Consider the following 16572-nt stretch of genomic DNA (forward strand, 5'->3'; position numbering starts at 1 on the left):
TTTAAGTAAATTTCCAACCTCATATTCAGTTTTGCAAACGGATGAAATTACACTCAAAGCTAAGATGAAAGAACTACTTTCTTCGAAACGGGGGCGTTCAGAGGGCTGGATTGACCAACGGGTTCAGCGACTGCTAGACGCGGCAAAGCAAAACCCATTTCAGCAAACCATGTATGCAAGCCACTTAATCAATTTGAAAGTTCTTATTACCCTTATTCTTCAGTACCAAGAGCATCTTGCTGAACTGGAACAGAACATAGATGCTCTGGCTGAAGAAATTGAAGAGTATGAATTAATTCAGTCGATTCCCGGTATTGGGCATAAAATTGCTGCAACAATTTTATCTGAAATTGGAGAAGTCGACCGATTTGATCATCCTAAAAAGTTAGTGGCTTTTGCAGGCATTGACCCAAGTGTCTTTGCTTCCGGTAAATTTACAGCAACTCGAAATCGAATCACGAAACGTGGTTCTAGGCAGTTGCGTTACGCACTGGTAATGGCTGTCCAGTGTGGGCTTATACGCTCCCGAAATATGCGAATCAAAGCGTTCTATGATCGCAAGAGAGCAGAAGGAAAACCACATAAAGTAGCTCTAATCGCATGTGCAAATAAGCTCGTCCATTGGCTCTATGCAATCTTGAAAAACAAAAAGGAATTTCGTCCAATTTAAAAGATTATTATTGGCATAACCTTCCAAGACACAACGGAAATTGGAGGGTTATTTGGCATGCTCATTTTAACTATACCACATGATTTAGAATCACTTTACTGGTAATCTTGACAAGCTATTAGCTGGTATAGCTTAATGTAAAACGGAGCAGTTGCTGACAGCAAACTGCTCCGTTTAAATTTAAAATAATGCGTCCCAATTGTCTAATAATTGCCGCTTATAAAAAATGAGTTCTTCGATGACAGAATAACTTATGTCTTGAACAATGGGGATTTATCTGAACCACCAATCAAATCAACTGTGAAAAATATGGAGATGAAGTGTTCTCTGTGGGCTATTGTTTTTACTGCACTTGAAATGAGACGAACAAGTGAGGGGGTGTTCCCCTCACTTTATTCTTAACTAAGAATAGTATACTTGTTCTACTTTATATAATGTATGCTCGATAGTTGGACAAAGTTCGGTATCTACTTTGTGAAATTTAATTCTAAAGTATAAACTTTTCAAGAAGTTCTTTATATTATTTTTTTGCTTAAAGGCATGAAGAAATTCTGGATTTTTCTCCACATCACCAAAACTTTGGATCCATTTCTCTACATAGGTCTGACTAAGTATTTTTCTATTTAAAACACTAATTACGGATTTCACCATTCTTTCATCTTCCCCATCGGTGTAAACTCGATCTGATATGGTCATCTTCTCATAAACCAAATCGAGGATAGTTAAGAGGTCTTTTTTGTCCAGTTCGGAACATTGGGCCAGATCGTCCAAAGCATCTGCTGCATGAGCTATGGCATGAGCCCATCCTTTTTCTTCATCATACCCACGGTAATCTCGCTCCTTATGTATATTATAAAATACTTTCTCTTTGATCTGATGAATATGCTCACTTGAGAGAAATGGTGATTCCCTATGCCTCATAAGGAGAAGCGGTATAACTAGCATAGAGAAAGATCTAGTGAAGACAGAGTCTGTATTTATTTCATCAAGCCTGAAAAGCAAATGGTTTTTATCCAAAATAACGGGTAGGAGTTGTTCCAGTTCGTTTACAGTTAGAGCATTACCGGGAATCCAATTGGATAAGGTAGTATAAATTAGCTCATCACGTAATTGGGCATCTAAAGAACCGATGTTATTCATCATCTCTTGTATCAATTGGAATGTATCGGAAGGTGCTTGGTAGTCATTTGCTTTTATCAATATCAACTTTTCTTTTAGATTCATATTACACACTCCTACTATATTGCTATTAATTTTTATTCATCTCTATTTTAGTAACAATCCAAGCTAGTTCGCATTCAAAGATATATGTACGCGCTTAAACTTGTCTTCCTTTAAAGTGACATAATAATCTTATACATGGTTCTCTTAGTTTGAATATTCTTAAATTGAAGCTTGGGGCCAGAATTGACCTTCATCAATGGACAATTCATAGATTAAAAAATAAACGATCAAAATAGGCAATACGAATGCAACTGAGAATATTAAGTTACTTTTGGTTAACTTCATGAAACCCAACTCTAAGTCATGCGAACCAATTAGGGTTAATTTTACCACTCAGTGATAAATGAACAATAATGTATTGATACAGAGTTTGGTAGTATACTGCCCCTTAGTTGAACAAAGACAGCCGATCACGTTGGTCGGCTGCCTCCTTGTTTTTTTGAGCTATCCTTTCCCGTTAGCTTAACGAAATCCCTAACCGTATCATTGAACATTTGGAGATTTCTTAACGCTTAAATTCTTGTCCTCTTTCAGATCAAACAACTTAAGTTTCAATCCAATACACAACAATGCAATCAGCAGAAACAATATTCCGCTCCACGTAATGTTATGTGTTCCCATATGGGATAGAAACCATCCGCCTAGGGCGGTGCCGAGTGTGATACCCAGATTTCCGAAGGAGACAAATAAGCTGTTAGCAAACTCTGGTGCTTCACGGGCCTCCGAGGTTAACCATGTTTGGCTTATAATGAGACCGCCGGTAAAGACGGCTCCCCATACCAGTACGATGGCAATCATCGGAACAGAGTAACGTCCAAGACAAAATATCAGCAAATACATACCGATAAGCACAATGGGATAAAACAAGGTGGTTTTGACCAAGTCCTTACTTAAATATTTTGCCGTTTGCAGATTCCCAATTATGCCGCTGATGCCAAAAAGAACGAGCATAAAACTGACGGTTTCACCGTTCATTCCTGTCACCGTCTCGAGATACGCTGCAAAATAGGAATAGACAGAATATAAAGCCGCCAGGATGAAGCAAGCCGTAGTAATGTTAAGCCATAGCTGCGGCTTTGCCAATATACGTAATTGTCGGCCATAGGTCAATTTACCTTGTACGGGTAACGATGGAACGAGCGCAGCAATTCCGAACAGGGCTAGCGTATTTATTCCGGAAGAAAATAGAAAAGCGGCTTCAAGTGAAAACTGATCCCCAATATACGAAGTGACCGGAATGCCTATTACCATCCCGACCGTTAACCCCATAAAAACTTTGGCCACTGCGTTGGTACTTTGTTCTTTTGGAACCGAGCTGACGGCTGCTACAAATGCAACAGAAAAATAAACGGGATGAAGAAATGCAGGCAGCAGTCTAGACAGTAATAAGGCAGTAAAGGTTGGGGCAAAGGCGGAAATCAGATTAGAAATGGCGAAAACAGCAAGTACTCCGCACAGAATCTTTTTTCGGTTAATACCGGAAAATAAAAGAGTCATAAACGGACCAGAAATGGCTATGATCAAAGCAAACATGCTAACGAGCAAACCTGCTTGAGAAGCACTGACTTGGAAGCGCTCAGAAATTTGAGGCAAAATCCCTACTACGCCAAGCTCCGTATTGGCAATACCAAATACGCCAAGGGCGATAAAGAAGATGAATAAAGACTTGTTCCTTTGCAATTGATTTTCATCCTTTCGATTGTGAAAATATTATACTATACGGATGTGTATACTATGTTTTAGTGTAAAGCTAACCCCAAATGTTAAATAGAAGTTAGCTTCTTCATATTCTGTCAGGGTATCATTCAGTTGAACGGCCTGTTGGTTGTTCATTTAACTTTTGCTTTAATGCGTGCCTGTTCTCCAATTCCTTGTAAGTAGTAATTTTTTCTGCTAGTAAATGAAGATTAGTCTGAAGTTCCATGAGGGCTTTTTGAACTTCTGAGTAATGTTCTTCTAGAAGAATTCTTCTTGCAGTGAGAGTTGGATCTCCTTTCCTTTTTAGTTCCGCAATTTCGAGCATATTGGTTAATGTCATTCCGGTAGCTTTAAGACGATTAATAAACTCGATCCAAGTTACGTCTTCAGAAGTAAAGCAACGATGTCCATGTTCATTACGATCAATGGAAGTTAGGAGGCCTATTTGCTCATAATAACGAAGCGTATGGACACTAAGACCTGTAAGGGCGGCGACTTGCCGAATGGTTAGTGAGTTATTCATGCTCCCAGTATATCCCTTCGAGTAAACTCGAACGCAAGATTTTTTTTTGGGGCCAATTTCATTAACACGAAAAAAGGTAGCTGATTGTTGGCCAGCTGCCTCCGTTACATCCCCAAGGGCATTATTGCAGTAAACTGCCCGTTAGCTTAATAAAGCATTGTCAGTCTAATTCTCTATTTTCTCAGTCTAGAACTTTATTTTCCTCAAACACACTTCTTAACACAGGTAAATTCAAGTACCTAAAAAACCGGTCATCCTAAACTAGGACAACCGGTTTTAAAAATCAGGAACCAACTTTAATGTAACTGAACAAAACTGCTTGGGCTGAAATTATGATTATTCTACAGTGACACTTTTCGCCAGGTTACGTGGTTTATCGACATCATGTCCCAGTGCAAGGGAAGCATAGTAAGCTAACAGTTGGAGAGCTACAACTGAAATGGCGGCCGACAGAATCGGAAGTGTCTTCGGAATTGCAAACACTTGATCCACAGATTTCAGCAACTCAACAGCATGCTCTTCGTACGTGATTGCAAGTACGTCACCACCACGAGCCTTGACTTCCTTAATGTTGCTCACGGTTTTCTCCAGCACGGATTCCTGTGTTACCAAAGCGATAACCGGAATTCCTTCTTCGATCAATGCTAGTGTACCATGCTTCAGTTCACCCGCAGCATAAGCCTCAGAATGAATGTAGGAAATTTCCTTGAGCTTCAAGGAGCCTTCCTGTACTACGGCATAGTCCTGACCGCGCCCGATAAAGAACAGGTGCTTGTGGCTCGCAATTTGCTCAGCATAGGCTTTGATCGAATCTGCTTTACCCAGCATTTCTTCCACTTGCTCTGGCAGTGATTCCATAGCGGCCAGCACATGAGCTACTTGCTCATCCGTTTGTGTGCCGCGTACTTGAGACAAATACAGACCAAGCAGATAAAAAGCAATCAGCTGTGAAGAATATGCTTTGGTGGAGGCTACGGCAATTTCCGGTCCTGCCAGTGTAACCAATACATCATCTGCATCACGAGCAATGGAGCTGCCAACTACGTTTGTAATCGCCAATACATGAGCTCCGTTTGCTTGTGCTTCACGCAATGCTGCCAATGTATCGGCAGTTTCACCGGATTGACTCACCACGATTACTAATGTTTCTGGCGTTACGATAGGGGAACGGTAGCGATATTCGGAAGCCACGTCATTTTCTACCGGAATACGAGCCAGACCTTCAATAACCGTACGACCAATCAAACCAGCATTGTAGGCTGTACCACAAGCAACGATTTGAATGTTGCGGATATTTTTAATTTGTTCTTCTGTCAGCTTCAGCTCAGGAAGAACGACTTTTTTAGTTTCTTTATCAATACGGCCCAACATCGTATCACGGTAAGCCTTAGGCTGCTCGTAAATTTCTTTCAACATGAAATGCTCATAGCCGCCTTTTTCCGCTGTTACAGCATCCCATTCGACATGAATCATTTCCCGAGAAATAAATTGGCCTTCGATTGTCATTAATTCGACGGCATCGCTGGTCAAAACAGCCATTTCGCCATCGTTCAAAATAAATACATTGCGTGTATATTTCAAAATAGCCGGAATGTCGGAACCGATAAAGTTCTCGCCTTTTCCCACACCAATAACCAGCGGACTCGCTTGACGAACAGCTACCAGCTTGTTAGGTTCATGTTCTGTCAGCACACCCAGGGCAAAAGCACCGCGCATAAAGGTAATTGCTTTTTGTACCGCTTTAACGATATCTCCTTTATATTCACGCGCAATCAGATGGGAAATAACTTCCGTATCCGTTTCGGAAATAAAGGTATGACCTTCGCTGATCAGCTGCTCCTTCAGTTCCAGATAGTTCTCAATAATCCCGTTATGAACGACAGAGAACTTTTGACTCTCATCCATGTGTGGATGGGAATTTTCATCTGAAGGCTTACCGTGCGTTGCCCAACGTGTATGCCCAATACCTGCATGGCCTAGCAATGGCGCACCATCCAGCTTTGCTTCCAAATTCGCCAGACGGCCTTTAGCCTTGGCTACTTGCAGTCCTGAATCTGTAAACACGGCAATACCCGCAGAGTCATAACCACGGTATTCCAGCTTTTTCAATCCGTCAATCAATACCTCTTGCGTATTCTGATCACCAATATATCCTACAATGCCACACATATTCGTTATCCTCCCGATCATCATTTCACAGGACGACGCATCACAGGACTAACGTGTGCGGTAGATTGAGGAATAAAGTTCATTCATCTATGAAGTTGTCAATAATAACTATAAAATTACAGGCATCTCTTCACGAATGCAACGAAATTCCTAAACCGCGCACGCCAATGATGATGGCCGTACATTCATGAAATGAATCTTATAATTTAGGTTATAAAATATAATGGCATCTACCGGTGCGTTGTGTAAACAGTTGCCTGTTTATTTTCCGCTGCCGGTTTACGGCTTGATGCTTCACCGGAAGGTCCCCGCCGAATGTTTCGAACACCTTCACCTCGTCAGCTTGCTTTGTCGTGAACCGATTTGTGAGCAACATGATCCTAACTGATGCATTGCTTACCCACCAAGTCCCCCCGCACAAAATCAAGCTCTGGCGCTTGTATTACGTTACCTTACAACCCTCGCTTTCTCTATTTGAGTCACAGCATCCCTATATTATATTCAGCCCTATCTCATTTGGCAATAACAGTTTATTCATATTTACCTATATAGGTTACGATTCAGTGGAAAATATATAACTGCAAACGCGGCTGCCCGCTCTTTTTTACAGGCAACCACGTTTACAAAATTTTAAACTAATTCTTTTTTGACGACATCTACGATCTGTCCGACAAAATGCTCCAGCTCATCCTTATCCGGTCCTTCTGCCATCACACGAATAAGCGATTCTGTACCTGATGCACGGACCAGTACACGCCCATTATCCCCCAATTGCTGTTCCACCTGCTCAATCGCTTCTGCAATAGCAGGATTACCCTCGTAATTGCGTTTATCCTGCACACGCACATTAACCAGCACTTGCGGATATTGTTTCATGAGCGATTTCAGTTCACTCATCTTTTTGCCAGAAGCCTTCAGGGTATCTACCAGTTGAATCCCGGTCAGCATACCATCGCCTGTTGTATTATGATCCAGGAAAATAACATGGCCAGACTGCTCGCCGCCTAGATTAAAGCCGCCCCGGCGCATTTCCTCCATGACATAACGGTCTCCGACCGCAGTCTTTGCAGTCTTGAGTGCCAGCTTTTCCGTAGCCTTATAAAAACCGATATTACTCATAACGGTCGATACAATGGTGCTGTCCTTGAGCTTCCCAGCACGGTTCATTGCATCCCCGCAAATGCAAAGGATATAGTCACCGTCTACCTCTTCTCCGTTCTCATCAATCGCGATCAGACGGTCAGCATCGCCATCAAAGGCCAGACCAATATCCGCTTTCAGACGGAGTACTTCCTCCTTCAGCTTTTCAGGATGAGTCGAGCCGCAATGATCATTGATATTCAGCCCGTTGGGCTCCGCACCAATCGTGTGAACTTCAGCTCCCAATTCCGTAAAAAGCTTCGGCGCCAGCTCATAAGCTGCCCCATTTGCGCAATCCAGTACAATTTTGAGTCCTTCAAAAGAATGACTAATTGTTGTTTTCAAAAACTCCAGATAATCATAGCGGGAATGCTCATCTATAACAACCGTACCCAATCCTCCACCAATCGGACGAGGCAGTTGGTCTTCTTTCGCATCCATCAACTCTTCGATTTTCAATTCTGTTTCATCTGTCAATTTGAACCCGTCGCCGCCAAAAAACTTAATCCCGTTGTCTTCCACCGGATTATGGGAAGCCGAAATCATTACACCAGCGTCGGCTTTCAATTGACGTGTGAGATAGGCAACCCCCGGCGTCGAAACAATCCCCAGACGAACCACGTTAGCCCCAATAGACAGTAAACCGGCTACAAGCGCCGATTCCAGCATCAGGCCAGACACACGTGTATCCATACCAATAACAACGGTTGGTTTCTCCACATTACCTGCTAAAACGTATCCGCCACAGCGGCCAATGCTATACGCCAGCTCTGCTGTAAGCTCCTGATTAGCAATGCCTCGTACACCATCTGTACCAAAATATTTCCCCATGTAAAATGACTCCCTTTTTTTGTCTAATAAATCTTGAGTATTTACTATAGATAAAACATGTTATGGCTGACTGTTCTCCGGGGTTCCATTTGCAGAAGAAGCTGCGCCGTTATGAGGACTTGCCTTATCCTCCGCAGCTGCATTTCCCCCGGAATTAGCATCTGAGTATCCACCCTGGCCATTTTGCCCCTCCTCAGGCCTCTCCTGACCCTTGTCGCCACTACCGGAAGGATTTGATTCATTCTCATTACTTGGACTCGTTACAGTAGGCGTTGAAGAGCCTACAATGTTTACTGTTGCCTTTAGCTGATCGGCATTCCCGGCTTGCGCAATATATTTAGGCAAGCCTACCTGCAACGTAACCTCATGCTGACCAGGCGCAAGGCCACTTACGTCTGCTACCAGGCTAATATCATCATTGGTTAGATTGCTTACCATATCCTGCGGTCCTTTCACAGTAACATCCATCATCTTGCTAGCAGGCGCTGTAATGGTCGCAGTAGTTCCATCCCCTGCACCTTGTAAAGCGATTGGAATGCCAGAGAGCGTTCGTTCCGTATCTGTGACCTGATTGGAAGGAACGACCGTCACTTCAATTTGTATCGAGCCTGGCTCGATTTTATCAGAACCGGCGGGCGCTGCCAAATTAGCTTGGACTGTACGCGTCCCCGCTTCCGTAAATTGACTGAGATCCAATGTGGCTGTGACGTAGGAACTGAGGCTGCTCAATACATCCTGTGATGCATATACGGCGGCTTCCTTCACGTTTGTACTTACCTTGGAAAGTGCCAGCCCGTCTGGCAAATCTCCCGTATAGACGATCTTAACAGGCACAGACTTTGCCTGCTGAGATACCGGAATCTCGACGGACACTGTAGACGGCTCGATAACGGCTCCTGTAAGTTCTTGCCCCTTTTTGTTATATGCCCTCAATTTCACACGCTTCTGCTCGAATTTTTCCGTGATGCCATCCGTATCGACGGCCCCCTGCACCGCAGTCACGGTACTTAACTGACTTTTGGGTAGGGTCACCTTCACGGTTTGAGGAGTAACTACAGGCTTGCCAAGCTGCAAACCAGCATCCGGGTTGCCTTTGGGCACAATAGAAACATTAAATGTTTTCGTTTGCTTTTCCTCAATTGTTACCGTAACTCGATTTGGAGTCATAGATACCAGCTCCACCCCATCCGGTAAATCTGGTTCAAGTGCCAATGTTCTGGTGCCTGCTCCTAAACCGCTTAGATTTAATTTTGCCTGATAACTATCTGCAAAAAAAGAAGTCAGTACAGAACGCTGTCCTCTGACCTCCATTCTTACATGGTCAGTATCCATAGTAGCCAACACATATTTGGACTCATCCAGACCACTAGCCTGAATGCCCACATTATCAATCACCTTATTATCATAGGAAACAGTTAATGTCGATGAAGGTGTACCTGTATCCAGATGAACCATTCCCCACAGCATCACGGCAACGGCAAGCGCCAATATCTTGGAAATCGTATTATTGTTAATCCATTTGTCCATCATGAATTTCCACGGCCTCCCCTCCGATTCCAGAATGAGCCGCGTTTTTCTTTCAGAGACGGTGTTGGCCGCAGTTCCTCATACAGCTTGGAAATTAAGGATTCTTCCTTAATGTCGCGCACGACCTGTCCATTAATAGCCAAAGAAATTTGCCCTGTTTCCTCCGATACTACGACAGTTACGGCATCCGTCACCTCGCTCACCCCAATAGCAGCCCGGTGACGGGTTCCCAGTTCCTTGCTGATGAATGGATTTTCCGACAACGGTAAATAGCAGGCTGCAGAAGCAATCTGCTTATTTTGAATGATTACCGCACCATCATGCAGAGGCGTATTCGGGATAAAGATATTGATTAGCAGCTCAGAACTGACCACTGCCTGTGTCTTGATACCAGACTCCGTGTATTCATTTAGCCCTGTCTCGCGCTCAAATACAACCAAAGCTCCTATTTTTCTACGTGATAAATAATTCAGCGCCTTAATCATTTCCCCAATTAACTTGTTGATCTCTTCATCATCCGCAGACGAACGCCCAAATAGTTTGCCTCGCCCCAATTGTTCCAGAGCACGACGCAACTCAGGCTGAAAAATAATAAAAATAGCTACCACACCAAAAGTGAACATCTGGTTCATCAACCATTTGAGCGTGTACAAATCAAACCAGGTGCTAACTGCCCAAATGACGACCAGAAACAGTATGCCTTTCAACAATTGAACCGCACGCGTTCCGCGAACAAGTAAAATAAGCTGATACATAATATAGGTAACGATCAAAATGTCGATAATATCTTTAATGGACTCTTTCCAAGTCAGGTCCGCAAAATAATCCAACATGCGCATGCCCCCGCAACTTTCTGTAGTGAGTGGGTGTAGTATGTACACAATATGCTCTCTCTATCTAGGTTATAACGATAAGGCTCGCGTTGCAAGCTGTGCGACAAAAGAACCGCTAAAATCAGTAAAAAACAGTACAATTCACCAGTTTTATGTACAAAAAAACGCCTTTTCCAGCGGAAAGAGGCGCTCGATATCGTTCTTGCCATGTCAAGCTTCTTTTACGGAGAAGACGGGTCCCCGAACAAATCGGAAACTTTATACCAAATCCAATCCAAGGTTTGATCAATGCTTTTGACCTGTCCTGCAATATGAGCTGTTGACGCTTGATAATAGGAACCGTCAATCACAGTTACATTTCCTTCCACATCGCCGTATACCCGAGCCTTGCCATTTTGCACTGTCAAATCTCCGGCAATGGATTTCCCTTCAGGCACAATCACTGTATCGCCTTGAATAACGACTTGATCCAGGTTGCTGCCTTTGACTACCAATTGATGATCCGTGCCTGAAAAGCTGGCCATACTTGAGCACACAACAATAAGAAAAAAGGCGGCAGCTGTTACAGCGGGATGCCTTTTCACCCAAGACAGCATAGGTGCCACGGTCTGTCTTTTATGCGGCGGCAAAGCATTCATAATGCGAAATGTCAGCTCATCCGATACACACGGCACTTGATAATGGCGTGTACCATAAAGCATCGCATCCGTCCGCTCCAGCTCTTTAAAACGCATGCGACATTCCGGGCAGTCTAACAAGTGTTGTTCCAACTCATGTTTGTCCCGCTCAGACAGGTCGCCATCTAGATAGTCATGCATAAAAGAGACGGCTTGTTTGCAATCCATATGAGCCAATCCTTTCTAGTATTCTTCCGTGGTTCTCAACATAACATGCCCCGTCTTAGAGCTTTGCTCTTCTTACATACGTTATAGCGAGCATTATGTTTCATAAAAACATCTATCAGGTACTTCCCAAGTACCTAAGCACATGATTTTACAGCTTGTGCTCCAATTTTTTACGTAGAAAATCCCGGCCTCTATGGACTCTCGTTTTAATCGTAGTCACGGGAATATTAAGCACATCGCTAATTTCCTGCAAGGAAAGCTCCTGCAAGTACCGCAACACCATAATCGTCCTGTATTTGTCTGGAAGACTATCAATGGCATCATGAATTAATGCCTGTGTCTCGGACAACAATGTACGCCCCTCAGGGGTAAGCTCTTCACTAGCGAGCATGGCGTACCCATCGACACCTTCCTGATCATTCATTTCAGCATCAAGTGAGTATGTAGGTTTTCTCCTTCGCAGACGATCAATGCATAGATTTGTAGCAATCCGGTAAATCCAGGTCGAGAACTTCTGTCCATGGTCATACTTCTCCAAATTGCGATACACACGCAAAAAAGTTTCCTGCACCAGATCCTCTGCCTCATGGCGATTACCCAGCATCCGGTAGGAAAGATGAAAAATCCGATCTTTATATAACTCGACTAGCTCCGCAAAAGCCCGCTGATCACCTTTCTGTACCAGCCTAACCAAGCGGCTTTCCATATTATCCACTCTATACTCCCCCAGACTTGCTGATGGGTTACCTATTGCATATTTATGATTATTCATCGTAGTTTAATTTTATCCGAAAATCAACTATAGTATTGACACCCTCTGAACGGTCTTCTGTCATATTTTATTCACACAGCATAATCGGGCACTCCATGAGCGCCCGATTACCTGTATTCGTACAGCCAGGCTATATCAGCCTGTGTTCCTTAATCCTGCGGCAATTCCGTTAATGGTCAACAATACCTCACGCAGCAACTCAGCATCGTCTCCATTTTGATCACGCAGCTCGCGTAGCTCACTAAGCAACTGAACCTGCAGATAGCTTAACGGATCGACATAGGGATTACGTAACCGGATAGATTCCTGAATAACCGGCACGTCGTCCAAAATCTCGGATTGTCCGGTTATTTTCAAAATCAGTTCAGATGTCAGCTTGAACTCCGCTGAAATCTGTCCGAAAATACGCTGTCTTGCCTCTTCATTATCGGACATTCCCGCATATTCCTCAGCAATTAGCAAATCCGCTTTAGCAATCGCCATTTGCAGCGTATCAATAAGGGATCTGAAGAATGCCGAGTCCTTAAACATCGTTTGCAGCACCTTGAGGTTATCCTCATTGTTCTGATAAAAGCTTTGCAGGCCTGTTCCAGCCGCATACCATGCAGGTAACAAGTAGCGACTTTGTGTCCATGCAAAAACCCATGGAATGGCACGCAAGTCCTCAAAACGCTCGCTATTCTTACGCTTGGACGGACGAGATCCAATATTCAGTTCGCCCAACTCAGGCAGCGGTGTCGATTCTTTGAAGAAAGCGAAGAAATCCGGATCTCGGAAAATCAAATCCTGATACTTGTTCAATGATACCTCGGAAATACGGGCAATGATCTCTTCCCAGCTTTCCTCGAACACTTCCTTCTTCCCGGAACGATGATATGCAGCAGCCGTGATCAAAGCTGAGGTTGCCTGCTCCAAGCTCCGGTAAGCAATGCCTTTGAGCGAGTAGCGGGATGATAGCACTTCGCCCTGCTCCGTAATCTTAATTCCACCACCAATGGTATGAGGAGGTTGAGCCAGGATGCTGCGGTTAAGCGGCATTCCTCCGCGGCCCAGTGCTCCTCCGCGACCGTGGAAGAACTTCACTTTTACACCAAACTCATTAACCACTTCCGTAATGCTGTTCATTGCGACCCGAAGCTCCCAGTTGGCCGTAACCACGCCGCCATCCTTATTACTGTCCGAGTATCCCAGCATGATCTCCTGAAGCTGATCCATCGCAGCTACAGATTGCCGATATACAGGCAAGTTCATTAATCTTCTCATGATACTAGGTGCAGCGTGCAGATCGTCAATCGTTTCAAACAAAGGAACGGATTGCAGTGTACATACGACAGTGCCACCTTTTTCAATGCGGAACAGCCCTGCTTCTTTGGCTAGCACCATAACCTCCAGCAAGTCACTGGCTCCCTGGGTCATACTGATGAGGTAGCTTGTAATGGACTGCTTGCCGAATTCCTTCTGAGCCATATAAATCGTACGATATACGTCAAGACATTCCTGCGTACTGTCGCTATATTTTAAATACGGCGAAGTAATCGGACGAGGTTCGTTCAGCAGCTTTTCCAGCAGATCTATCTTTTCTTCTTCTGGCAATTTACCGTAATCTGATACGATATTCATTTTAGAAAGAATTTCAGTCATCGCATTTTCATGCTCCTGACTATGCTGTCGTACATCCAGTGTAGCTGTATGGAATCCGAATAGCTCTACCTGGCGGATCATCTTTTGAATATACGTGTCCGCAACATAATCCGCAAAATGATGACGTAAGCTGTTATCAATAACATTCAAGTCTGCAATTAGCTCTTCAGCAGAGCTATAACGTTCCTTGGTGTCCTGTTTATTTTCATCCAAAATGTTATTCACCTTGGCAATCATGTATGCAAGTTTAATCCGATAAGGCTCTTTTTCGTTATGCCATACTTCCATCTTTTTGAGCGTAATATGCGTACGATCTTTTTCAATTGAAGCCAGCAGATCATCTGAAACGCGCACAATGCTAGTGCTGAAGCTCAAGTATCCCATAAGTTCTTTCAGTGTGTGCTGATATTCTCTCAAAGCCAGCTTGCGTTGCATACGTAATGTTTCCCAAGTTACATGAGCTGTCACAGACGGATTGCCATCCCGGTCTCCACCAATCCAGGAGCCAAATCTCAGATAAGTTGGAATGTGCCACTTTTGTTCGGGATAGTATTTGCTTAAACATCGCTCCAATTCCTGGTATACATCCGGCAATACATGAAACAAAGTCTCATGAAAATAATACATTCCATTTCTTACTTCATCTAATACAGTTGGCTTTCGGTCACGCAGCTCATCTGTCTGCCACAGTGTAATGACTTCATTCAGCAGATTCTCCCGTACCTGTTCCCGCTCACGCAAGGTAAGCATCGGATTATCCAGCAGCATGACATCCTCAGAAATCCGCTTGTGGATATCCAGGATTACCCGTCGTGTTGCTTCTGTAGGATGTGCGGTCATAACCAGTTCCAGAGAGAGCTCCTCTAGCATGTTGGTAACGTCCTCGGCAGAGAATCCCCCTTGCTTAAGCTCCTGAACGGAACTTTCAATGGAGCCGGGTTGAACATCTTCACCAGCGTAATGCTCATAATCCCGCTTACGACGAATACGATGGTTTTGCTCAGCGATATTCACCAACTGAAAATAAATCGCAAACGCGCGAATAACCTGGTGACGAATATCCGTATCCAGTCCGCTGACCATTTGTTTGAAATTCTCATACAACTCCGGCTGATACCCGGCACGTAACGATTTACTTGTCTCACGTATTTTTTCCACGATATCCAAAAGTTCGTTGCCACCCTGATGAACCAAAACCTCACCAAGAATATTACCTAGAAAACGAACGTCCCGCCGCAGCAGATTGTTGGATTGGTTTTTGTTTGCGGTTAACGTAAGCTCGGTCATGCTTTTCCCCCCATCTGTTCTGTTCCACACCATATACAGCTTTGTTGCAAAGGTACGTATACACACGAAATTTGACACTTTCTTAACATCATACAATAAAAACGTATGAAAAGCTGCAAATTTTACAGTAAAAATCATTCATTTTAAATACTTTTTTTGAGAATATATTGGTTTTTTATGCACAAAAATGAAATTAAATAAACTTGATTCGCTAAATCCTAAGAGTTTCATGAAATTTTATACACAATTATTATAAAAAGTATGATTTCTAGTGCAAAAATCATGCATCATTATGTGTACATGTTTATGATTTGTTGACAATATGAGGATATTTAAGCTTCTATCCACAAAGTTATACACAAATTAGTTACTAATCAATACAACAGATGTGTTTCTTCATCCAATCATCCGCAATTACTCACATAAAAAGAAGAGAATGTGTACAACCAACCAGCAATTTTTAGAGTTATCAACATGAATGCATATCGTTAGCAATCATAGGATTCCTATTTTAAAGGGACTTGATCACGAAATTAGCCTTACTACAGAAGAAAGAGATATATTGGAGGAGAAATTCAGGATCTAGGCAATCATAGTAACAGAGCCTATGTACAATATGCACAAGTCATCCCCAACTGTGCATGAGAGAGATACATTGGCAACGGCCTCTACATACCGAAGTGGATATAATGTGGACAAAATAAAAAGAAGCCTTTCGGCTTCTAGGTAATCATTAAGCGGGTGATGGGAATCGAACCCACGCTATCAGCTTGGAAGGCTGAAGTTCTACCATTGAACTACACCCGCAAATTAGTATCGGGATGACACGATTTGAACATGCGACCCCCTGGTCCCAAACCAGGTGCTCTACCAAGCTGAGCTACATCCCGATAAATGCTTTTTGTAAATATGGCGCGCCCTGAGAGATTCGAACTCCCGGCCTTTTGATTCGTAGTCAAACGCTCTATCCAGCTGAGCTAAGGGCGCAAATATGGAGCGGACGACGGGAATCGAACCCGCGACCCTCGCCTTGGCAAGGCGATGCTCTACCGCTGAGCCACGTCCGCGAAAACAATATGCGCGTGGAGGGACTTGAACCCCCACGTCAAAGACGCTAGATCCTAAGTCTAGTGCGTCTGCCAATTCCGCCACACGCGCATACAATGTAATGGTGAGCCATGAAGGACTCGAACCTTCGACACCCTGATTAAAAGTCAGGTGCTCTACCAACTGAGCTAATGGCTCTCAATGGCTGGGGATATAGGATTTGAACCTATGCATGACGGAGTCAAAGTCCGTTGCCTTACCGCTTGGCTAATCCCCAATATGCATATGATTCACAATTCCCCAACTTTTCATCCTTTTGTTCGGATAAAAATGGTGGAGGCTGAGGGGATCGAACCCCCGACCCT

The 16572-nt window shown here is 43.6% G+C and carries 11 protein-coding genes and 7 tRNA genes; 1 reads left to right on the plus strand and 17 read right to left on the minus strand.

All coding sequences use genetic code 11. The features are described 5' to 3' along the window. Window positions 1-670, plus strand: a 670-nt coding sequence (locus tag L693_RS0124815; RefSeq protein WP_025720866.1) for an IS110 family transposase, incomplete at its 5' end; no start/stop codon positions are given. A gap of 402 nt (window positions 671-1072) precedes the next feature. On the opposite strand, the gene L693_RS0124820 is transcribed toward L693_RS0124815, so the two are convergent. The 17 genes from L693_RS0124820 to L693_RS0124900 form a co-directional block, all read right to left on the minus strand. Beyond that, window positions 1073-1894, minus strand: a complete 822-nt coding sequence (locus tag L693_RS0124820; protein WP_025720868.1) for a DUF2785 domain-containing protein — start codon at window positions 1892-1894, stop codon at window positions 1073-1075. Window positions 1895-2377: 483 nt separating this feature from the next. Further along, window positions 2378-3574 (minus strand): MFS transporter, encoded by a 1197-nt coding sequence (locus tag L693_RS0124825; RefSeq protein WP_025720870.1) that lies wholly within the window; start codon window positions 3572-3574, stop codon window positions 2378-2380. Window positions 3575-3695: 121 nt separating this feature from the next. Beyond that, window positions 3696-4115: a MerR family transcriptional regulator gene (locus tag L693_RS0124830; RefSeq protein WP_025720872.1), complete on the minus strand. Its 420-nt coding sequence runs from the start codon at window positions 4113-4115 to the stop codon at window positions 3696-3698. A 336-nt stretch (window positions 4116-4451) separates the two neighbouring features. Further along, window positions 4452-6284, minus strand: a complete 1833-nt coding sequence (gene glmS, locus L693_RS0124835) for a glutamine--fructose-6-phosphate transaminase (isomerizing) (protein WP_025720874.1) — start codon at window positions 6282-6284, stop codon at window positions 4452-4454. A 630-nt stretch (window positions 6285-6914) separates the two neighbouring features. Then, complete coding sequence (gene glmM / locus L693_RS0124840; protein WP_025720876.1) at window positions 6915-8255, minus strand: phosphoglucosamine mutase; 1341 nt, start codon at window positions 8253-8255, stop codon at window positions 6915-6917. A 60-nt stretch (window positions 8256-8315) separates the two neighbouring features. Next, window positions 8316-9785 carry a CdaR family protein gene (locus L693_RS0124845; protein ID WP_025720877.1) on the minus strand — a complete coding sequence of 490 codons (1470 nt, stop codon included), beginning with the start codon at window positions 9783-9785 and terminating at the stop codon, window positions 8316-8318. Beyond that, entirely contained in the window at window positions 9782-10615 is an 834-nt protein-coding gene (gene cdaA, locus L693_RS0124850) for a diadenylate cyclase CdaA (protein ID WP_013312127.1), read from the minus strand. The genes L693_RS0124845 and cdaA overlap by 4 nt, the downstream gene beginning before the upstream one ends. A gap of 221 nt (window positions 10616-10836) precedes the next feature. Continuing rightward, on the minus strand, window positions 10837-11460 hold the full coding sequence (locus L693_RS0124855; protein WP_025720878.1) for a zf-HC2 domain-containing protein: 624 nt from the start codon (window positions 11458-11460) through the stop codon (window positions 10837-10839). A gap of 148 nt (window positions 11461-11608) precedes the next feature. Then, window positions 11609-12175, minus strand: coding sequence for an RNA polymerase sigma factor SigW (gene sigW / locus L693_RS0124860; protein ID WP_025720879.1), 567 nt, complete (start codon window positions 12173-12175; stop codon window positions 11609-11611). Window positions 12176-12367: 192 nt separating this feature from the next. Then, window positions 12368-15160: a phosphoenolpyruvate carboxylase gene (gene ppc, locus L693_RS0124865; RefSeq protein ID WP_025720881.1), complete on the minus strand. Its 2793-nt coding sequence runs from the start codon at window positions 15158-15160 to the stop codon at window positions 12368-12370. Between the two features lie 736 nt (window positions 15161-15896). Further along, window positions 15897-15967: transfer RNA gene (locus tag L693_RS0124870), tRNA-Gly, on the minus strand. A 9-nt stretch (window positions 15968-15976) separates the two neighbouring features. Then, window positions 15977-16050, minus strand: a tRNA-Pro gene (locus L693_RS0124875). Between the two features lie 20 nt (window positions 16051-16070). Next, a tRNA-Arg gene (locus L693_RS0124880) sits at window positions 16071-16147 on the minus strand. 5 nt (window positions 16148-16152) lie between these two features. After that, window positions 16153-16227 (minus strand) — tRNA-Gly (locus L693_RS0124885). A gap of 10 nt (window positions 16228-16237) precedes the next feature. After that, window positions 16238-16318 (minus strand) — tRNA-Leu (locus L693_RS0124890). An 11-nt stretch (window positions 16319-16329) separates the two neighbouring features. Beyond that, window positions 16330-16405 (minus strand) — tRNA-Lys (locus L693_RS0124895). 4 nt (window positions 16406-16409) lie between these two features. Further along, window positions 16410-16484, minus strand: a tRNA-Gln gene (locus L693_RS0124900). Between the last annotated feature and the right edge of the window lie 88 nt (window positions 16485-16572).

This window comes from Paenibacillus sp. 1-18, assembly GCF_000520755.1.
Classification (GTDB): domain Bacteria; phylum Bacillota; class Bacilli; order Paenibacillales; family Paenibacillaceae; genus Paenibacillus; species Paenibacillus brasilensis.